The 20,616-nt window shown below is 63.0% G+C and carries 18 protein-coding genes; 5 read left to right on the forward strand and 13 right to left on the reverse strand.

The annotated features are described in order from the left end of the window. Positions 1 to 334: 334 nt before the first annotated feature. Positions 335 to 1,687: a HAMP domain-containing sensor histidine kinase gene (locus CFE35_RS14215; RefSeq protein WP_292931418.1), complete on the reverse strand. Its 1,353-nt coding sequence runs from the start codon at positions 1,685 to 1,687 to the stop codon at positions 335 to 337. A 186-nt stretch (positions 1,688 to 1,873) separates the two neighbouring features. Here CFE35_RS14215 and CFE35_RS14220 point away from each other — a divergent pair, with 186 nt between their 5' ends. From CFE35_RS14220 to CFE35_RS14235, 4 genes are all read left to right on the forward strand, one after another. Then, the gene (locus CFE35_RS14220; RefSeq protein ID WP_292931420.1) at positions 1,874 to 2,113 is read left to right on the forward strand and encodes a hypothetical protein; all 240 of its coding nucleotides are present in this window, start codon (positions 1,874 to 1,876) and stop codon (positions 2,111 to 2,113) included. Further along, positions 2,110 to 3,765 (forward strand): hypothetical protein, encoded by a 1,656-nt coding sequence (locus tag CFE35_RS14225; protein WP_292931422.1) that lies wholly within the window; start codon positions 2,110 to 2,112, stop codon positions 3,763 to 3,765. The genes CFE35_RS14220 and CFE35_RS14225 overlap by 4 nt, the downstream gene beginning before the upstream one ends. Before the next feature lie 132 nt (positions 3,766 to 3,897). After that, a complete protein-coding gene (locus CFE35_RS14230; protein WP_292931424.1) occupies positions 3,898 to 5,370 on the forward strand; it encodes a hypothetical protein in 1,473 nt (490 codons plus the stop codon). Between the two features lie 23 nt (positions 5,371 to 5,393). Continuing rightward, positions 5,394 to 6,221: a hypothetical protein gene (locus CFE35_RS14235; protein WP_292931426.1), complete on the forward strand. Its 828-nt coding sequence runs from the start codon at positions 5,394 to 5,396 to the stop codon at positions 6,219 to 6,221. Positions 6,222 to 6,252: 31 nt separating this feature from the next. Here the strand turns inward: CFE35_RS14235 and CFE35_RS14240 are convergent, their stop codons facing one another. After that, positions 6,253 to 6,912 carry a response regulator transcription factor gene (locus CFE35_RS14240; protein WP_292931428.1) on the reverse strand — a complete coding sequence of 220 codons (660 nt, stop codon included), beginning with the start codon at positions 6,910 to 6,912 and terminating at the stop codon, positions 6,253 to 6,255. Between the two features lie 287 nt (positions 6,913 to 7,199). Here CFE35_RS14240 and CFE35_RS14245 point away from each other — a divergent pair. After that, positions 7,200 to 8,233, forward strand: a protein-coding gene (locus tag CFE35_RS14245; protein WP_292931710.1) for an IS3 family transposase whose coding sequence is annotated in 2 segments (ribosomal slippage) — positions 7,200 to 7,422 and positions 7,422 to 8,233 — 1,035 coding nt in all. Because the reading frame shifts where the segments join, the coding sequence is not laid out codon by codon here. Between the two features lie 476 nt (positions 8,234 to 8,709). Here CFE35_RS14245 and virB11 read toward each other — a convergent pair. The 11 genes from virB11 to CFE35_RS14300 all read right to left on the reverse strand — a co-directional run bounded on the left by virB11 (position 8,710) and on the right by CFE35_RS14300 (position 20,609). Continuing rightward, the gene (gene virB11 / locus CFE35_RS14250) at positions 8,710 to 9,693 is read right to left on the reverse strand and encodes a P-type DNA transfer ATPase VirB11 (protein WP_292931430.1); all 984 of its coding nucleotides are present in this window, start codon (positions 9,691 to 9,693) and stop codon (positions 8,710 to 8,712) included. Continuing rightward, the gene (locus CFE35_RS14255) at positions 9,690 to 10,748 is read right to left on the reverse strand and encodes a TrbI/VirB10 family protein (protein ID WP_292931432.1); all 1,059 of its coding nucleotides are present in this window, start codon (positions 10,746 to 10,748) and stop codon (positions 9,690 to 9,692) included. The genes virB11 and CFE35_RS14255 overlap by 4 nt, the downstream gene beginning before the upstream one ends. Further along, the gene (locus CFE35_RS14260; protein ID WP_292931434.1) at positions 10,745 to 11,431 is read right to left on the reverse strand and encodes a TrbG/VirB9 family P-type conjugative transfer protein; all 687 of its coding nucleotides are present in this window, start codon (positions 11,429 to 11,431) and stop codon (positions 10,745 to 10,747) included. The genes CFE35_RS14255 and CFE35_RS14260 overlap by 4 nt, the downstream gene beginning before the upstream one ends. Then, on the reverse strand, positions 11,428 to 12,171 hold the full coding sequence (locus tag CFE35_RS14265) for a VirB8/TrbF family protein (RefSeq protein ID WP_292931436.1): 744 nt from the start codon (positions 12,169 to 12,171) through the stop codon (positions 11,428 to 11,430). Before CFE35_RS14265 ends, CFE35_RS14260 begins: the two co-directional genes overlap by 4 nt. Beyond that, entirely contained in the window at positions 12,168 to 13,337 is a 1,170-nt protein-coding gene (locus CFE35_RS14270) for a type IV secretion system protein (protein WP_292931438.1), read from the reverse strand. The genes CFE35_RS14265 and CFE35_RS14270 overlap by 4 nt, the downstream gene beginning before the upstream one ends. Before the next feature lie 2 nt (positions 13,338 to 13,339). Beyond that, positions 13,340 to 15,712 (reverse strand): VirB4 family type IV secretion/conjugal transfer ATPase, encoded by a 2,373-nt coding sequence (locus tag CFE35_RS14275; protein ID WP_292931440.1) that lies wholly within the window; start codon positions 15,710 to 15,712, stop codon positions 13,340 to 13,342. Continuing rightward, complete coding sequence (locus CFE35_RS14280; protein WP_292931712.1) at positions 15,691 to 15,924, reverse strand: VirB3 family type IV secretion system protein; 234 nt, start codon at positions 15,922 to 15,924, stop codon at positions 15,691 to 15,693. The genes CFE35_RS14275 and CFE35_RS14280 overlap by 22 nt, the downstream gene beginning before the upstream one ends. 66 nt (positions 15,925 to 15,990) lie before the next feature. After that, positions 15,991 to 16,302: a TrbC/VirB2 family protein gene (locus CFE35_RS14285; protein WP_292931442.1), complete on the reverse strand. Its 312-nt coding sequence runs from the start codon at positions 16,300 to 16,302 to the stop codon at positions 15,991 to 15,993. 568 nt (positions 16,303 to 16,870) lie between these two features. Beyond that, positions 16,871 to 18,241 (reverse strand): calcium-binding protein, encoded by a 1,371-nt coding sequence (locus tag CFE35_RS14290; protein WP_292931444.1) that lies wholly within the window; start codon positions 18,239 to 18,241, stop codon positions 16,871 to 16,873. A gap of 635 nt (positions 18,242 to 18,876) precedes the next feature. Further along, entirely contained in the window at positions 18,877 to 19,596 is a 720-nt protein-coding gene (locus tag CFE35_RS14295) for an SCO family protein (protein ID WP_292931446.1), read from the reverse strand. Next, complete coding sequence (locus tag CFE35_RS14300) at positions 19,593 to 20,609, reverse strand: multicopper oxidase domain-containing protein (RefSeq protein ID WP_292931448.1); 1,017 nt, start codon at positions 20,607 to 20,609, stop codon at positions 19,593 to 19,595. The genes CFE35_RS14295 and CFE35_RS14300 overlap by 4 nt, the downstream gene beginning before the upstream one ends. Positions 20,610 to 20,616 lie beyond the last annotated feature (7 nt).

Raw genomic sequence — 20,616 nt, forward strand, 5'->3', positions numbered from 1 at the left:
GACCATCGACGAGGAACTTCAAGCGTCAGAGCTTGCCCTCGGATGGCTGCTTCAGCAGAAACAGGCTCTCTTCGTCAGCCAGCTTGTAGGGCTTGGCGAATAAGGCAATGATGCCGGGGACGGAGTCATAAATTGCAAATTAATACTTGAAATATATAAATAAAATTTTGATGGTATCGATCTCCATCCAAAATACCACCCGGCTGCAATGCAGACCAGGTTCGCTCCCAATCAACGCTTAGCCAGTACCTTTTTAGCGCCGAATGGAGCCAACTCGAATTGGCAACTTGGACAAAGCTCGTGAGCGGTGTTCTCAGGTACTTCAGGAATTGCTTTAACTGCTGATGTGGGGCTGATCGGAGCTGTCAGTCTGCACCAACGGCAGCTCGCAATAGAACGCAGCGCCGTGCCGCCAGGCTGGATCGAGCCCCACGCTGCCTCCCATGAGCTCGGCCATGCGTCGTGAAGAGGGCAGGCCGAGCCCCACGCCGCTCTGGCCGACCGGATCTGCGCTGTCCGGCTTCACTTCCTCGAACAGGGTCGCAGCCATCGCGTTCGATACCCCCCGGCCATCGTCCACAACATAGATGCGCACCTGCCCGCCCCGCCGCCGTCCCCCCACCAGGATGCGGCTGCCACGCGAATGGCGCATCGCATTGTGGAGAAGGTTGCGAATGATGCGCATGAGAAGCGCCGGATCGGCAGAAACCACCAGGCTGCTGCTCGCCTGCGCGATGCGGAACTCGCTCACTGCGGCGATCTCGGCCACTTCGGTGCAGACGCGCGGGATGATCGTATCAAGCGGCGTGGACCGCACCTCGGGCCGGATCATGCCGCCGTCGAGCCGCAAGTGCTCGAGCAACTGGTCGAGCAGCGCCGCTGCTTCGGCAAAGGCGAGCCGAGCGTTGACCACCGTGGCATCGCCCGTGGCAGACTGGCGCGCGGCAATGCGGTTGAAAAACAGCGCTGCCGCCTGGAGCGGCTGGCGCAGATCGTGTGTTGCCGCCGCAATGAAGCGCGTCTTGGCCTGCCGCGCTTCCGTCGCTGCGGCGAGCGCAGCGGCAAGATCGCCTGAAATCGCCTCTGCCGAGAGGCGCGCCGCAATCGCCGACCGGATCGCGACCTTGAGCGTCGCCGCGACCCCGATCATCAGCGCCCCGAACGCGACAAGAAATACGGCGAGCCCCGCCGAATAGGGTCCGGGTGCCATCATGAAGAAGAACGCCGCCGAGCCGAAGATCGAGACCACACCAAACGTGATCGTGCCGAGCGATTCCGCGGTCGAGATAACCTGTCCCGAAACGCAGGCGGCATAGAACACCACCATCAGCAGCCGCAGCGGCTCCGAGGCATAGGGCAACAGCAGCCAGACGCTTGCCGCGACCGCCACATCGAACAGGATCGCGACCACTTTGCCCGCCGGCGACCAGATCGCCATGATCTCGGCGTCGTCCGGTCGGCGAACCAGCACCGCCAGCGGCACCAGCACCATTGCCACGATCGCGGCAATGAACAGGCCGGTCCAGGTCCACAGCCGCGCAGGCGGCATGATGTCGGCAAGCAGCAGGTGAACATAGGCCAGCGTTCCGGCGATCAGAATCGTAAAGGCGCCGGCGACAGCGAACTCGATCCGCGACTCCGCCGCGCGGACACGTACATGTTCGGCAGAATCGTTGGAGCTGCTCACCAGCGCGATCATTGCGGGCGGCTCGCTTCTTGCCAAGCGCTCATCTGGCTCGCCCATGCGGCTAGGCCATTTGGGCGAAGCCATGCGCGCGCCGCACAGGCAGCTTCACCTCAAGTCCGGATCAAGCGCGGGCTGGACCGTATCACGCGAATGCCAACCGCACATGATCAGCCGGGAACCGCTGCCATGCACCACCTCACCCTCGTCGCCGCGCTGTTGGTGGCTCCGATCTGCTCAGAACCGAGCCATGATCGCCTGATCGTCCAGCCCGGCCGGGATGTTTGCGGTGCGCCGCTGGACAACCGGGGACAGCCGCGCGCACCGGGGTTCCTCCCCACCATGTGCGCCGATCCGCGCGCGATTTACCGCGTCGACAGCACGCGCAGTGCCGATGTCTGCGTCCGGACGGAAGGCGCGCGAACATGAACCGCCGCTTCCCCTTCATGATCGGCTGCGCCATGCTGCTTGGCAGCTGCGGCGCAGCGGGTGCGCGGGTCGAGGCCGTGCCCCCGCCGGTCGCCCCGCTCGATGAGCCGACCTTGCGCAGCCGCGGCCTTGCCGCGCTCGCCGCTGGCGAACTTCGCCCGGCGATTGCCGCCTTCTCCGAACTCACTGCCCGTGCGCCGCGCGATCCTGCAAGCCAGACGCTGCTCGCGCTCGCCTACCAGCGCGCTGGCAGCACCGATCCCGAAGCGACCGAACTGGCGCTTGCCGGATATGATCTCGCGCTCAAGGCAGAACCGAGCAGTTTCTGGGCCGCCGCGCTGGCCGGGCGTGCGGCGTTCGATCGCGGGCGCTTCGGCGAAGCGACGCGGCGCTTCGCCCAAGCCGTGATGGTTAGGCCCGATCATCCCGAGGCCATTCTCGCGCTCGCCACTTCTGCCTATCGCAGCGGCGATGCGCCGCTCGCCGCCGCTGCCGCCGCCCGTGCCGCCGAACTTGCCTCCGATCCCGCAGGCAAGGCCGCCGCCCTGCGCCTTGCCGCACTAGCCGAAGCCGGGGCGGGCGAGGCAGGACGGGGCGCGCAGGCACTTGCTGCGCTGGCCGCACTCGATCCCGCCAGCGCTGCCCAAGTCTCGCCCCGGATGCAGCAACTGATACAGACCACCGCGGTCGATCAGGCCCCGGCCATGGCGGAACCATCTGCTGAGCCCGCGCCCTCGCAAATCTCGGTCGATGTCGCCATCGTGCTGGCGCAGAATTCGTCGCGCGAACGCATCGGCATGAACCTGCTCGACGGCTTGCGCCTGCAATACGGCACCGCGCGCAGCGACACGCGCAATATCTTCACCGGCGAGATCCGCACCGACAACAACCAGCGGGTGATCACCGAGACGATCTCGATCCCGCAGCTCACCTACAACATCAACTTGTTCAATCGCGGCGGCCAGTACTACCAGGTCGTCGCCCGCCCCAGCCTGACGGCTTATCGCGGCGAGATCAGCGAGTTCTTCGTCGGCCGCACGCTCAAGGTCGCGGTGAACGGGGTCAACGCAGCCCAGCTCGAACAGATCGACATCGGCATCGAACTGAAGGTCACGCCCATCGAGATCACGCCGGAAGGCGCACGCGTCCGTATCGAGACCGGGCGCTCGTTCCTCACGTCCGATGCCGCCGGGACCTTCAACGAAGCGCTCACCACCTTCCGCCAGCGCGTGGCGGCTACCGCCGAAATCCGCTTCGGGGAGACGCTCGTGCTGTCGGGCCTCTCCGAAAGCGTCGACGATGCGACCTTCTCCAAGACCCCCGTGCTCGGCGACCTGCCGCTGGCGGGATCGCTGTTCAACGAGCGCGCCAAGACCTCGCACCGCGATTCAGTGCTGATCCTCGTCACACCGGCGCGCCCGGCGGCGCTGCCCGGCCGCCCCTGGGCGCGGGCCGAGGCGGTGGAGCGGCTTGTCAAGCTGTGGACGCAGGTCATCGATCCCAGCTCGAACGGGGTCGATGCCTCCGCGCGGCTTTCGCACATGCGCCTGTTTACCCGCATGGCTCCGGGGGATTCCCCGCTGTCATGGCCTGATCCGGGCAAGATCGACGAACGCATGCTCGGTGATCTCCTCGGCCCTGGCGGACACTGACGACAAGGAACTAGCCATGCCCCTCTTTCGCATCCTTGCCGCTCACCTGATCGCGCCGCCGGCCGCAGCGCCCACCGGAGTAGCCACGTAACCCGCCAGCCTTCCCTCTCTGCCTTTCACGGGAGCATCGCCATGAACCATTCCCCGCTTGCTGTCCTCGCATGCACCGCCCTGCTTTGCACAACCGCGTTCAGCACCCCGGCGCTGGCTCGCTGGGAAACAGCCAACGGTGCCGCTGTCCCGCCAGGCGGGCAATGCGCGGGGCCGCACACCCGCAATCCCGATCTGCGCGCCACAGATAGTCGCCCGTTCGAAGTTCCGGCGGGCTTCTCGAACGAGATCGAGATCTATGGGCAAGGCATCGATCTCAGCCCGTCGGTCGCGGCAACTGGACTGCCCGGCCTCACCGCCACCATCTCGCGCAAGATTTCGGGCCCTGAAAATGCCGTGCGCGGCTGCGGCGCAATCGGTTCGGTGGTCCTTCGGATCGTGACGCAGCCGAGCGTGCCCGCCGCGAGCGGCAGCCTTGCCATCGGCGCGGAAACCTTCCCGTTGCGCATCGTCAACGCCTCGATCAGCGGCGATACTTGGAGCGATGCCACCATGCGTCGCGCCTCGGCTCCCGCCGGAACCGGCAGCGGCGGGTCAGCCCCGGCAAGTCTGCTGATCATCACGAACGGGGGCACCGGCTGCGGGCCGGTCAATTGCCCCCCAGGCGGCGGCGGTGCCACATCCTTCGGCAGTTCCGGCACCACAGCGCTCACCCGCACGCCGGACTATCCCTCCGGTATTGGTGAATGCATCGATGATTTCGGCGGCAGCGCCGCGTTCAGTGGCGGCAATTCGGTCGCCCGGCCCACGCTTACGCTGGTTCTGCCCCGCGCACGCGGCGCCAATGAACTGGCCTGCCTTGTCCGCCCCGCCATCTTCGAAGTCACCGGCACCGCGGCACGCGGCGATGTCGGCGGCTTCCAGGGTGGCGCGGACTATCGTTACCCCGGCTTCAACCGCACCGTGCTGCCGCCGCGCTATACCGGCACGACCAGCGGCTTGATCGGCCCGGCGCCGCTGCCTTTGCCCGATGCGCAAGTCCAGGTCATCACAATGACGCGCGAGACCGCCGCGACCTTCGTCGGCGAGCGCACGATCACGCTGAGCAGCCCCGTGCCGGGTACCGGCCGCCTTTCGCTGGTGCTGCGTTCGGATCCCCGCAACGGCATCCGCACCATTCAGGGCCTACCCTTCAGCGGTGCCCGCCTCACTTCGCGGATCGATGTCCGGTTCGATTTCCTCGCTGCCCTGCGCGCGGGAGGAGAGGCCATTGCCTGGCGCATCCAACCGATCAGCCTAGGTGCACCGGACACCTGCTTCACCGCTGCCAGCGGCACGGCAACTGTGACCGCCCCGGTCGGCACTCTCACGCTGACAGCGACTGAAATTGCCGGCTGCGTCGGTGCACGCTTTGCCTTGTCGATCGCCCCGCAGGCGCAGGGAGCGGGGGTTTTCGCCGCGCCTTACGCGCAAACGGTGCTGTTCACGCTGCCCGCTCGCTCGCCCCCTGCACCGATCGTTCCTCCGCAACTCGGCACGTCGAGCCGTCCCTGATTTCACACGAAGGAGCCCACACCATGAAGCCGCACGTTCCTTTCACGCTTGCCGCTGCTGCCGCGCTTGTCCTCACCTCCGCGATCGGCTCCGGCGCCGATGCCGCCGCGCCCCGGCCGATGACGGTGGTTACCCCGGCACAAGCGGCTGCGCTCCCCGCCACCGCCAACCGCGCCGTGCCCGGCAATGCCATCGCCGGGGCCATGGCGCGCGGCGAGACCGGCATTTTCCGCGCAGCCACAGTGCGCCTCAATGGCCAGCCCGCGATCGAGACCATCGCTGTCCTCGATGGGGGCCGGATCATCGATCTCCATGCGCGCAAGGGCGGCGTATTCATGGCGCGCCGCTCGAATGCGGGCCTGCGCGGCCTGTCCTCGGCGAAATACACGGCGCTGCTTGCGTTCGGCCTCGATGCGCCGATGGCCACTGCCGCGCAGCGCACCGAGTTCATGCGCGCGGTCAATGCCGTGGCTGCCACCCCGTCAGGCCCGACAGGACCGGCCACCCCGACATGCCCGGCGGATTTCGCCGCTGCCCCGCCGGCGCTTCAGGCCAAGCTGCTGAGAATGCCGGCCTACGCGGGCTGCTCGTTCACCTACCTGCACCGGCCCGCTACGGGCGTGCCCGGCAAGGGGAGCGCACAGTGGGCGACCCGCTTCGCCGCCCGCGCGCTGACCGAGCTCGTCGGAATTCCGGCGGCCTATGCTGCCGATTGGTCGATGATCTTCTTCGAAGTCAGCGTCTCTGCCTTCACCAATTTCAGCAGCTGGGGCTTTGAATCGGTGCCGGGCGAATACTTCGCCATGAACATCGGCGGCCTCCGCGCGGTCTGGGCGAACACCGGGGGCTAGAGGCAAGAGGCCCACGCGGGCAGCACAGGCGCTAGACCAGTCCCAGTTCGCGCGCGCGGGTCGCCGCTTCGGTGCGGTTGCTGGCGCCCACCACCGCGATGATATGCGCAACGTGCGTTTTTACCGTGGCAGGGGAAAGCCCGAGCAACTGCGCGATTTCCTTGTTCGCCCGGCCGCGTGCCATCTGGTCCAGCACATCGCGCTGGCGGCTGCTGAGCCGCCCGAGCGGTGCCTCGATCGGCGGTGCGGTTGCGGCGCGCGGGGCGCTGGCCGGGGCTGCAGCAGGGCTCTGTGCAGCCAGCTCGGCCACCCGTGCAGGCAGATAGCGCCCACCGGCCATGACCAGCCGGATCGCTGCCTCGACCACGCCGGGTTCCACCGACTTGGGCACAAACCCTTCGACGCCCAGCGCCAGCACGGCCAGCAGATCGTCGTCGCTGTCCGATCCGGTCAGCACCACGATCCGGGTATAGGGCGCGCGCTCGCGCAAGCCAGCGAGGCCCTCGAGCCCGCCAATGCCAGGCATATGCAGATCGACCACCGCGATTTCGATATCGTCCCGCGCCTCGGCATGGGCCCATGCTCCGGCATAGTCCTGTGCGGTGAGCACTGGCCCGCTGACAATATCCTCCAGCACCAATGCCAGTGCGGACCGCACCAGCGGATGATCATCGCATGCCAATGCCGCCAAGATCGTCCCCTATCCCCCGACAAACTTGAGGATAGCGCAAACCTTCAGCCTGCTCCAGCACGAAGAACGCGGGCATGAAGCCAATGCAGGTTACCCGGTAAGTATTCGATGCCTTCGCTAGAAGAGGCGAGTGGGCGAGCTCAGCGGACGGCACCGCTGTCGATACGCTCGCCTATTGCTGACGTCCCCCCGATTTCTTCCTCCGGCTTGAATGAGTGCTTTCCGGTAATGTGATCCTCGTGCTGAAGGAGCATGCCGTGAAGAAGAGTCGATAGACCGAAGAGCAGATCGCCTACGCATTGAAGCAGGCAGAGACGGGCACGCCGGTTGCGGAAGTTATCCGCCGGATGGGGATTTCCGAGCAGACGTTTAACCGCTGGAAGAAGCTGTATGGCGGGCTTGGCGTGGGCGAGCTACGCCGGCTGAAGCAGCTTGAGGACGAGAACCGGAAGCTCAAGCAGCTGGTGGCAGACCTCAGCCTGGACAAGCACATTCTGCAGGACGTGCTGTCAAAAAAAGTCTGAGGCCTGCTCGGCAGCGCGAGATCGTCCGGTATGGTCAGTCGAGCCATGCGGTCAGCGAACGGCGCAGTTGCGCGGTGCTGACCTTTGATCGACGGAGTGTAAGATATCGGTCGGTTCGAGCCGATCAGACGCCTCTGATCATGCGCATCCGGGACATCGCGCAGACCCGGATGCGATACGGCTACTTCAGGATTTACATCCTGCTTCGCCGTGAAGGCTGGGTCGTGAACCACAAACGGGTTTACCGGCTTTACCGGGAAGACGGCTTGAGTTTGCGGCACAAACGGCCGCGCCGGCATGTCAGTACGGCTCGGCGGGATCGGCAGCCGGCAGCGCTGGCCCCTAACGAGATGTGGTCGATGGACTTCGTCTCGGATGCCTTGTTCGATGGTCGGCGCTTGCGTGCTCTGACCGTTGTCAACGCATACACCCGAGAGGCCCTAGCCATCGATGTCGACCAAGGCATCAAGGGGGAACAGGTCGTCGAGGCCATGGACCGGATCGCATCGATCCGTGGTGCCCCGCGTGCCATACGCGTGGACAATCGCCCTGAGTTCATCTCGAAGGCGCTGGATCGCTGGGCCTACGAAAACGGGGTTGCGCTGGACTTCTCGCGGCCTGGTAAGCCGACAGACAGCGCATTTGTGGAATCGTTCAATGGCCGGTTCAGCGACGAATGCCAGAACACCCATTGGTTCTTGTCTCTCGCCGACGCCAGGAGCAAGATCGACGCGTGGCGACGGGACTATAACGAGTGCCGTCCTCACACGTCCCTAGGCTGGCTTACGCCAGCCTAATTTGCTTCATCTGCCGGGGTTAACCCCGGCAGATGAAGGCCGGAGGCTCACACGATACCTGGACACGAAACCGGGGGACCCTCAAAAAATGGCTCGGCTCTAATCCCGGCTGGAGGAAAGCTGGGGGTCACGTCAATGCGCGCAAAAATGTGGCCTGCCTATGTCTTGGCGCTGGATGAGGCCTTTGGCGATAGGATCTCATTCGCAGACCGCGTTTTGCTTGGCAATGTTCTTGAACAAATCGCAAATTCGACAGGCAATTTATCACCCTTTTATTTTTCACATTATGCACAACATCTAATTTCAATTGAACGAAATTGTTTAGAACTTAATTACACTATAATTAATTAATATCAATTAAAAACATCACAAAATAATAGATTGATCCGCTCAAATTGATAGCAAAAAAATCCGATTTAAATATCATATATTTATAAGTAAAATATATTTGAAATTTAATAAAAATAAACTGGAACCTAAATCAAAATTATCCTTGCGGCTTGACGGCCAAATTCACTTCTCGTCATTTGAATAACCACGTCAATTGAAGATTTTACGTAGCTAATCGCATTATCCCAAGTCATATTTTCTCCCGATTGAAGTATCAGAAGGGCCATCTGATCAATCGCCCGCTCGGGTGAATCGGCATGGATGGTGCTCAAGGAACCGGGGTGGCCGGTATTCACCGCCCGCAGAAAGGTCGTCACCTCCTGCCCTCGCAGTTCGCCCAGGATGATGCGGTCGGGCCGCATCCGCAGCGATGCGATCAGCAAGTCCTCGACACCGATATCGGCTTCGCCCAGCGCGCTTCGAGCAGCAACGAGGCCAACTGCATTGCCGTGATGGAGCTGCAACTCCGGGGTATCCTCAATCAGGATGAGCCGCTCCCTGCTTGGAATTTCACGCAGCAAGGCATTCAGCAGCGTTGTCTTCCCGCTCGAAGTCCCGCCCGAAATCAAGATGTTCTTGCGTTGCTGGACCGCGGTTCTCAGCAGCGCACCAACATCACCCACATGCGCATCAAGAGCGGCATTGCGCCTGCCGGAAAGCGGCTCATCCGAGCGCCCGAACGAGGTCGCACTGAAGGCTCCTGCCTGCGCAAATTCGGCCAGGCTCATGCCTACCGCGACATGTTTTCGGATCGCAAAGGCAATGTGGCCCCGGGTCGCTGGCGGCAGGACAATCTGAACGCGCGATCCATCCGGCAGGTTTGCTGCCAAGAGCGGATGCTCCCGGCTTATCCCTTGCGCGCTGTTTGCGGCGATCTGGCGGGCAAGGCGATCAAGCACGATGCTGGTCAGTGCCGGCACCTCGCGACGTTCGATTTCGCCCCCGGTCGTTTCAAACCATAGCTCACCGGGCTGGTTGACGAAGATATCCGTGATATCGGCGCGGTCCAGATATGGGATCAAGGGCGCAAGATAGCTCCCGAGATAGATGTTCTGAGAATGCGCGTTCATGGCAGGACATTCGTGAAATCGAGATCGCGTGCGACGAGCACGGCAACGCTGCTGCCCTGCCTGATCGTGAGGGTCGGTTTGACGTCTGTCTGCGGCGCGATTTTTTCCTGGTTGCTGATCGGCAGGCCCACAATGAACGTGTCTCCGGCGGCCTTGCGGGTCGCAACCTGCACGCCGACGTCGAGCACCGACTGAAGGATCGCCCCACCGAAGCGCGAGAAGAAATGCGAATTGACCTTGCCCTTGACCCCGGCCCGGCCAAGCGCGTCCACCGACGGAGAGTCGACATCGATCAGCACTCCGTCGGGCAGCATCAGCCTGTGCCACTGGATCAAGGCACGATCCTGACCGTGATTGAGATCCGCCTGATACTCGCCGAGCAGCTTGCTGCCCTTGGGCACCAGGATCCGGCCACCGTCAAAACTCCTGACGTCACGCGAGATAATGGCCCGGGCAAAGCCGGCGCGGGTGGAATCGAAGGCCGTTTCCAGCACCGCGTGAATTACGGTCCCCTTCGGTACGGTCGATGAGGAATTGGCAAACCGGCTCGCCACGGCGCGATCGGGATCGGGCTCGGCCTGCGGCTGATACACCGGAGGAGCTTGCGGGCGCAGCAGGACTGTCGGCGTGGCCTGGATGACCTGAGCGGGCGGCGGCGGGGGATAGGGATAGGGCGCATTGTCGCGCGCCATCCCATAGTTTCCTGACATTGGTTGCACGTCCGGGCCCGCCCTGCGCAGCAGGGCAATCTCGGAATCCGAAAGGCCGTCCGGCTGCGCTAGCGCTCTCCCATCACCGAAGCCAAGATCGGCAGCGTACCCTTGCGGAATCGCCAAGGCAGGCGGAGACGAAAGCCTGCTGCCAGCGCCGTCCGATGGCACGGCAATCGCCGGGCTGGACAGATCTGTCCGCCTCGCCTCAAGCGCGGAAAACAGGCCGGTCGCCGAAGCCGCCAGAACCATGCCAAAGATCAACGGCGCACGACTTTTCCGTGCGACGGCCACCTGGGGACGCGGGAAGGCCTCTGCACCGCTATCGGGTTCAAAGCCGGTCATCTGCCTTCTCGCTTGATCACGCGCCGCGCCTTTGCCGCATCCTCGTCGATCCGGAAGACGAGATCGTTGTAGACGCGGTCGAGGGTGTAGACGCCGCCGCGTATGTACCCATCGACCATCTCCTCCTTGCCCGACGGGCCAATGGCGAAGACGGCGGGGATCGCCTGATCCTCGCCAAAGGCGATGAAGGTCCGGACCCCATCGTCGGAGATCGAGGACGGCCGCACCGAAGTGTCGCCCGACATGCGATAAGCCCCCTGATTGCGCGCAGCCTGCCCGAGGTTCTGGTCTGCACCGGCATCGCTGGCGCTGGAGGAAACCCTCACGACAAGCGGCACCTCCTGATCCTGCGCCGGAGCGAGATCGAATTCATAGCTGTGCCGGGTGGTTCGCACGCTCAGCATGGTCGTAGCCGCCAGCACCTTCGGCTGCACGGTCAGGGCTTCGCCGGAATCGAGGATGCTGATGGCATAAGCGCCGGGATCGCTGACCTTCACAGACTCTATCCGTTCGCCGGATTCGAACAGGACCGTCTGGACGATCTGATCGGCCGTGGGCAGGCTGAAGCGTTCGCCCACCAGATAGCCGACGGCCTGAAAGCGCCTGTCCTCACGATCGATGGCTGGCAGTTCCCCGGCAAATGCCGGGGTTGCCGCTAGCAGCAGGGCCGCAAGATACCTCATGGCACGATACCGCTAGCGATGGGCGCAGGGGCGGCCGCGGCGGCAGGCGCTGCTGCAACCGGAAGGGTCTCTGCATCGCGGCGGTAGCTCATGACCTGGAAGCCCAGCGGGTTCACCATGCGGTCGGCCGCGCTCATGGCTTCGCCCGAGAAGCGGAACTTGACGAAGGAAACCCAGTTCTGGGCCTCCTGTCGCTGCGCGCCGGGATCGGTCCGCACGACGGCGAAGCGGATCATCGCGGTCCCATTGTTGATCAGGGAAATGCTGCGGATTTCGGCTTCGAGCAAGGCCCGGCGCGGCAATGTGGCGAGCGGGCTGAGCGGATTGGACGCCTGGATGCCGGAAATGTAATGCCGACGCGCATCGCCGCCGGACCACAGCGCGACCTTGCGATAGTTTTCCTGAAGGGAATCGATATCGAAGCCTTCGCGGGCCAGCACGTATTGGGCCAGGAACGACTTGATCAAGGCCTGATCGGGCGTCACGACCTGACCATCGAGCGGCTTGAGTTCCTGGACAAAGCCCGTCTGCTTGTCGACCAGCAGCGTATAGGGAACGACCGTCTTGAGCGGCAGCAGCACGATCAGCGCAATCGCTTCGAACAGCGCGACACACGCAGCAACACCGGCGACCAGCCACGCGACCCTGCGGGCAGACGCGCTGGCGCGTTCGCGGTCAACCGACCAGCTTTCGGCATCACGATAATAATCGGCTCGAGGACTCTCACTCATCTCGTTCATCCCGCTATATCCCTGCGCGCGCCCGCAGAGGAAACTCGTAGACTGGTGCGGCGAAAGCTGCTGCCCAGCGCGTCCGATGCGAGCGCGAGTTCGGCTCGTCCGGAAGATGCGCCGACTCCGGCCTCGGCAGGGGAGACGATCCGGGGCGCATGGCCCGCGCGCTGTGAAATCCGTTCCTGCCGCCGGATCGAGTTGCCAACCGATGCCGCGAGATCCCGCGTACGATCGGGTTGCTGAACCGGGGGCGCAGAAGCCGCTGGCTGGCCCTGCCCTGCCGGCACGGCGGCACGGTCGTCGCCAGCCCGAACTGCAAGCGCAGGGATCCAGGTCGGAGCATGAAATCCGATCCGCGCGGCCAGCACGATCATGCCGAACGCGATCAGCGCGAAAGCAAGGGTCATGATCAGAACTTCGATCGGCGCATTCAGTGTCTGCTCGTTTGCGATCCGCAGCCTGATCACCTCGCGCAGCCACGGTTCGAGCATCGCCAGTTCGGCAGACAGGACCAGCGACAGCGCCACCGCCGCAAGAAAAGTGGATGCCAGTCCCTTCGCCCAGCCGGCAAAGACGGAGCGCGTCACCCCGAACAGCAGCGTCCCCGCAACGAGGGGCGCGATGGCCAGCAGGAAGCCGGCCGCAAACCGCACCAGTCCGAGCGGCCCCAGAGTCCCCATGAGGAATGCCACCCGCGCAAATCCGAGCTGGAACCAGTCGCCATTGGCAACACCGGGTCTGCCAGCGCCTTTTTCATTGAGCGCCGCCATCGCATCATCGACTCGCTGCAGGCGGCTCGACAAGTCCCCGCTCGATCCCGGAAGCCTGGCCGCGTGGCTGATGACATCGGTGATTTCCTGGGGGCCGTGAATGACCACATCGTAGCCGATCACACGCCAGGCAGGCCAACTTGTGGCCAGTGTCAGAACAATCGCAACGCGGACGATATCTCCGATCAGATCACGCCCGGCAGACGCATGGCCATAGGTCAGGCGCAGACCGTAGATGGCCACGAACACAGTCAGCAGCCCGGTCAGGGCCAGCGAAACCATCGACGCCGGGTCTGCCAGTGCACCATAGCCATACTGGCCGATCGCCTGTGCCTGGCAATCGATGTGCTGCAAGGCACCCGCGAGGAAGCCTTTGCCTGTCGAGACCGATGGGCAGGCCATGCTCATACCTTCGCCAGCAGCGGCGCCATCCACGCCTCCGGTGCGGTCCCCAGCTCCTCGGCCAGCTCGTCGAAGATGCGGACACTGGCCTCGCGGCCGGAGAGGATGGTGAGAATGTCCTTCTCACCCGAGAGGTTCAGCCTCGCGACGACGCTGTCGTTGCCATGCTTGATCAGGAAGCAGTGCGAACTGTCGGGCAGGCTGCGAATAAGTTCGTATTCATGCTGTGTAAGCCCGAAGCCACCGACATAGTCTTCCTCGCGCGCCTTCGGGTTGATCATGAATATCTGTGTGGCAGCCTGCTCGACGATGGCACTGGCGATGCGGCTCTCGAGGGCATCCTGCGCGCTTTGCGTGGCAAAGCCGACGATGCCGTTGCGTTTGCGGATCGTCTTTTCCCAATCCTTGATGCGGCGAACGAAGACATCATCATCGAGGGCTTTCCAGCCTTCATCGACCACGATGATCGCCGGGGTGCCGTCAAGGCGCTCTTCCACGCGGTGGAAGAAGTACAGCAGCGCCGGGGTCCGCGCGGCAGGATCGTCGAGGATCGCGGTCATATCAAAGCCAACGGTTTCGGCGGACAGGTCGGTGAGATCGACGGCGTTGTCGAAGAGCCAGGCCCGTTCGCCTTCCCCCCACCACGGTCGCATGCGCGCATAGAGATCCCCGACCTGGGGCCTGGCATGTCCGCGAAACAATTCGACCAGAAAGCACAGCCTGCGGTGCTCGCGCACCTGCGCGAAATTGGCGCTTACCGCATCCCTGATCAATTCGGCTTCGTTTGCATCCACGCCTCCCGCGAGCAGCGTGAGCCATTCGATGAGGAAGAGGCGATTACCCGGCGTATCGTCCAGCTGCAGCGGGTTGAGCCCCGATGACGCATCGGGACGAAGCCGGTCGTACTGGCCGCCAACGGCGCGGATAAACAGCTCGGCACCGCGATCCTTGTCGAAGAAGATGATCCGCGGCGAAAATTTGCGCGCCTGCGCGAGCAGGAAATTGAGGACGACCGTCTTGCCCGAGCCAGAAGGCCCGATCACCGTGAAATTGCCGAGGTCGTTGTTGTGGAAATTGAAGAAGTACGGCCCTGCCGCTGTCGTTTCCAACAGGGTCACCGCGGGTCCCCAATGATTGCCCTGCGGCAAGCCCACCGGAAAATTGTGGAGGCTGGCAAAGCCGGAAAAATTGCGCGTGGAGATCAACGCACGCCGCGCGATGTATTTGAAGTTTCCGGGAAACTGCGCCCAAAAGGCGGGTTCCAGGCCAATATCCTCCCGGACCGCCACAATACCCAGGTCCGCCAGCACTGCCGTCACTTCGGCGACCTGCGCATCGAGCGCGTCGAGGCTCTCCGCCTTGATCGTGATCGTGGTATGGTGCTCGCCGTAGCCCGCTCGCGCCGCAGCGACGTCGTCCTTGGCCCGCGACAATTCATCGCGCAGCGACAAGGCCTCGTCCTCGGTCGATTTCATGCGGCGCAGGGCCAAGTTCATCCGGCCCAGCGCTTCGCCGCGTTCGACAAAGGCGAACGACTGGCTGACAACCATCTCGAAGGGCATGCGATAGAGTTCGTCGAACATGCCCGGCAAGGTCTGGCCCGGATAGTCCTTGATCGAAATTACGGCACCAAACTTGCGCTGCAGGCCGCCCGAAGGAGCCAGTTCGAACGCTTCATGGCCAAAGCTGACGCGGCGGAAAGGGAGGTGATGGCCAAGGTCACCATGCGGGAGGGCGACCGGGCGCATGTCGGCGTTGTAAAGACATGAAAGGAACTCGAGCGGTTCCGAGCGGGTGCCATGCGGCGTATCGTAGACCGTCAGGACGCGTGGCGAATAATTGCCGAGAGAGGCGACCAACGCTTCGGTCGCCGCATCGAGCGAGCGCTTTTCCGATGCGAAAGCAGCTTTCCTGTCGTTGGCGGTGCGTGACACCAGTCCGAGCGCGCGGTCGATCAAGCCGCCCCGGCCCTGCATCGGTCGGCGAACAATCGTCAGAAACAGCTCGTTGACGTACATTTGCCGGCCGGCCAGCCGCTCGCGCCAGCGCTTGTCGATCGCGCCCGAGAATGTGTCCGGAAATTCTGCATCAAGCATTGCGTCGGCCTTGCGGCGGACAATGTGATGATAGATCGCGAAGCGCGAGGTACCGATTGCGCGAAGCATCGCATCGCGCAATTCCGCGCGGTAGTTCAATTCCTCGGTGTCCGCCGTCTCGAACATGAGACCGCCCAGGCGAATGGTCTGCATGAGCATGCCATCACGCGTTTCGATGGTCACATCATCGACATGGCGTGCATAGGGCAGGTGCGCACCGGCGGGTGTCTCACGGGCAACGACCCGCGCGTCTCGGCTCAGGGCCTGTATGAATTGCATCCCCACAGCCCATAGTTCTTCACCCGCGGACAGCGACTGACCCGAGCGATCCAGAGATCAAAGAAACGCGGTTCGCGCAAACACAGCGCGGCCCCGACGAGATGCGCGATCAACGCCCCGCCGATCGCCCAGAAACTCTTGAAGACGAGGAACAACTCGGCTGCAAGAATGCCGTTCACGATGAAGAAGTTGTACGTGACGCCGGCAAACATCTGCGGACGCGTGAGCGCCACGAAGACAGTGGATCGATCAAGGGGAAGTGCCACAGCAGGTGCGCCCTAGCCGCCAGAAGCGCTGCGGATACCCGCGACGATGCTGGCCGCACCGAACAGGATGAAGCAGCCCAGCACGACCACGGCCCCGTGACGCCAGTTGATGCGGCCGGTCAGCATCATGAAGCCGACTGCCGCCACCGCGATGACCGCGGACACCGTTGCCACTGTGCCCATCAGCGTGCCTTGCAGCCAGTTGACTGCACCGATGATGACCCCGGAGCCTTCCGGATCGATGGCGGCCTGGGCTTTCGCCGGCAGGGCAGCCAACGCCGCGACCACGGCCGGGAAGATGCAATAAAGATTCCGACGAAGCACGATAATATCCCTATTTCTTAAAGACATGAGCCATTGACTTGGCCCAGGCTGACCTGTGGGGACGCCGAACAAGCCACATACTGAAACGTCCGCGCGAAACCGGTTTGCCGCCAAGCGCGAGTTCGGACTTACGCGATCGTGGTTTAACTGATCCGCTACCCGGTACTTAAGTGGGCGAGGCGCGAGGGCAGTTGCCGATCACCGGCATCCGGGTTCTCCCAGCCGGACAGACAATGGCCGCTGGCCTGGGCGGTCAGAGATCCGTTCACGCTTGCAATCCAGTGGGGGGTGAGGGCGGCTCCTATGCCGAGGGGGAACTGGAGCCGCCCATGCCTGACACCTCGCGGGAGAACTGAACACGAGGTCGGCAGATTCGTTCATGGTCATTCGCTGGATCGAGGCAGCCGGTCCCGGTTTGCCCGGGAAAGCCGCCCAGCGCGTGTTCGGGGATAGCGGCGCACGGTTTAACTGACTTGCTACAAGACACTTAAGCCGCCCGCATGAAGCAGCAGCGGCTCCGGTGCCGCCGAGGCACCGGAGCCGCCATTGCCTTAGTGCGTTAAGGGAATCAGAGCACGAGGTCAGCCAGCTCGATCGGGGTGGTCCCGTCGATCCGGATCGCAAAATCGGCCGCGCCGTCGCCATTGGTGTCGCCAGAGAGCAGCATGGCCGTGGTGCCGACCGAGAGACGCAGTTCCCCCGCCGTGTTGCTGAAGGCATCGGTCCCGATGAAGGAGAAGCCCTGATCACCGCCAGCGCCGGTGTTCGCGTCGATCCCCGAGAGGTCGATCACGTCCGCCTGATCATGGTGAAAATCACGAATGCGGTCGACGCCGCCGGGCGCACTTGCAAGATCGCCATCCACGAACACGAAATGATCGCTGCCAAGGCCGCCGATCAACTGGTCCCTGCCCGCGCCACCGGAAATGGTATCATCACCCGCGCCGCCGGACACCGTGTCATTGCCATCATCACCCTTGACGCTGTCATCGCCAGTGCCGCCGCTCACGGTGTCATCGCCAGTGCCGCCCGAAACATCGTCGATGCCGTCGCCGCCCGAGACCTTGTCCTTGCCGTCGTCGCCGTTGACGCTGTCATCACCGAGACCGCCGCTCACGCTGTCATCGCCAGCGCCGCCCGAAACGATATCCATGCCGTCGTCGCCCGAAACCGTGTCCGAGCCGTCGTCGCCCGAAACCGTGTCCGAGCCGTCGTCGCCCCTGACGCTATCGTCGCCGATACCGCCGCTGACACTGTCATCGCCGACGCCGCCCGATGCATCATCGTTGCCAGTGCCGCCCCGCACGCTGTCATCGCCATCGTCGCCCGAGAGCCTGTCGTCGTTGTCATCGCCGCTGATATCATCGTGGCCGCTGCCACCATGAATGTTATCGAAGCCCGATCCGCCCGACAGCGTGTCGTCGCCAAGATCGCCGGACAACGCATCGTCGCCGTTGTCGCCCGACAGGTCGTCGTTGCCGCCGCCGCCGCGGATCGCGTCGTCGCCGAAACCGCCGCTCACGGCATCATCGCCACCGCTGCCATCAACGCTGTCGTCATCGCTGCCGTCATCATCCAGATCATCTGCGCCGCCGTGCTGGTGTAGTTCCGGGATGTCGAGGCTGCCATCATCGCCGCCGTGACCGCCGCCGCTTCCGCCGCCCGAACCGCCAGTGATCGGCGTGCCGTCGAGCGTGGTGAAGCTGGTTTCCGGCTTGTTGTAGAGCGACGCATCGTCGATGGCGCTGGCCGTCTGGTGGAAGACCTGAACGCGGATATAATTCGCATACGTGGACGTCAGCGTGACATCGCCCGTTGCCTGATCAAACGATAGTGCCTGGTTGAGCTTGAGGTCTTCTGGCACAAACGTGCCATTGTCATCCTGCTCGAACCAGTTGATCGTATCGCCATCGATGATGAATTTGTGAATATCAGACATTCGGACACTCCATTAAAAGCGAAATCCGGACCCGAACACATTCGCTCTTTTATGTTGGTTAATAAAAACTAAATATTTCAAGCCACTTAAACGACCATCGGATAGTGCTGCGTTTGGCCAGACACACCCTTCACATGGGGGGTAAGATCCCGAAAATTGCCGAACAATCGCGAGGACAAGTCTCTTTTTGGCACGCGAGAGCACTTTCCGACCAATCTGGTTCACCGCGATTGCCGCAGGAAGCCTCTCGGCAAGGAACCTTGCGCCGGGCGGGCTGGTAGCCCGTCCAAGCAAGGTGACGCTGTCCGAGGGGCTTCCTGCGGCAACCCCTCCGGGGCGGGCCCCTTTTGGCCGATTGCCGCGTCGATCGTCGGTCACAATGCTTCAGCATTGCTCCCTCCTCTCTCCTTGCACTCGGCCAAAATCGGCTCCGTCGCAGTGAGCCAGATTGGTCGGAAAGTGCTCTAGTCACGGGGCCAAGCTTCCTCGATCAAGCGGATGGTCGGGATGAACGGCGCCGAAAACACAACAAGGCCCAAGGTTGCGCCTTGTCGGGCAACCTTGGGCCTGAATGTGATGGACCGGTCATCACCGGTCCGGATTGTACATCGTTGCCGCAGCAAATCCTCAGCGGATCACTCGCCGCAGATGCCTGTGATATACCGACGCTTGATCGCCGTCAGATCGATCGGATTGCGCTCAGCCTTGCTCAGCGTCTCGACCATCTCGACCATCGCGTCGGCACCCATGTCGTGATAGCCATACCCGGCCACCAGCGTATCCGGACCGATCAGATAGATCGACGAGCTGTGGTTGATGCTCATCCCATCTTCAGACTTACGCGGCGGCACATGTTCACGCATGACATGATAAGCGGCCGTCGCCTGCGAGAGTTGCAGGCGGCTTCCCGACAGCACTTCGATGTCGATGCCATGCCGCAGCGCCATCCAGCCCATGGCATAACGCTTGGACCAGTTGCTACCGTGGTTCATCTCGTAATCGTCGAGATCGATCCGCTGGATCCCGCCAAGCATCGGGGCCTCGATATCGACAAACGCGGCCTTTGCAGCGAAGCCGCGATCACGCAAGGTGCGTGCCGCTTCGGCAAGCTCGGGCGCTGCCGCCTGGCAGGACCCGTGGCAGCGGGCGTATCCGAAATAGAGGAACGTCCAGCGACCCAGGAAATTCGCCTTGCTGATCTTGTTTCCGCGCCAGTCGGCAAAATCAAAGTGGCCGCCCAGCTCGTCCGGATGGACCGCAGTATGGCCATAGACCGTGTCTGCCTTGGCCAGTTTCGCGCGGTAATCCGCCGAAACAGCATAAGAGTCAGACACAAAGATAGCTGAATGTCTCATGTCACGGTGATCCTTGTCTGGATGACGCCTGCGCCGTTGTTCTGAACCTGACCGGTGATCCAGTGCAGGAACTCCACCTTGGCCGTGAAGACACCCTTCTTTGTCGGCGCAAGGATCAGGTCAAAACGCTGGGCAGTGCAGACTTCGAAGGGCGTGTTGGCCGGAATCACATAAGGCTGACACCAAGGCTCCTTGCCAAGGCCGTGCCCGTCCATACCCGAACACGTCGCATCGACCGGAAGCGTGACCCGCAGTACCGAATAGCTGCCGTTCAGCATGCGGATGAGGATCTTCTTGCCGAGCGGGGCCGTGATCGAGGTGGTCGGATCGGTCAGCGTCTTGTTGCTGAACACGCCTGTCATCAGGAAGTACTTGGGCTCGAAGCGGTTGAACCCGACATCCTGACCGCACAGGCCCGCGTCGTGCGAACCGATCGCGTGCCAGCGCGGATCCATGTCGTCGAGCACCCAGAGCTTCTCGACGTCGTAGGCCGGGCCGTTCTGATAAAGCTTGCCCGGCCCTTCGGGCGGATCGACGATCAGCAGACCCATCAGCCCCATTTCGAAATGGAACACGGTGTTGCGGTGGCAGTGGTAGAAGAACGTGCCCGCGTGCTGCGGCTGCCACTGATAGGTGTACTGACCATTCACCTCGAATGAGACGTGGCCGACGCCGTCGTTGGCGGTGGTCGGCTCGATCCCGTGGTGATGGATCGTATGCGGCCCCTTGGCGGTCTTTAGGATCGTGTGGACAAGCTGCCCCTGCTTCACCCGGATCGTGGGGCCAAGGTACGTCGGCGTTGCGACTTTCCCGGTCGGATCAGTGAAACCCCAGGTATCAATCTTCTTACCATCAGGGGTCGTCAGCGTCTTGCCGACAACGCCTTGGATATTGATCACCACGTCCGGCGTCAGCTTGTCCGGCGTGGCCGGACCAGCTGAATACACTTTGCAGCCGAATGTGTCATAGGTCAGCGGCACGGTAAACGCGGTTCCGCTCAGATCTACAGCCATGTTGAAT

The sequence above is a fragment of the Novosphingobium sp. PASSN1 genome (assembly GCF_002278815.1).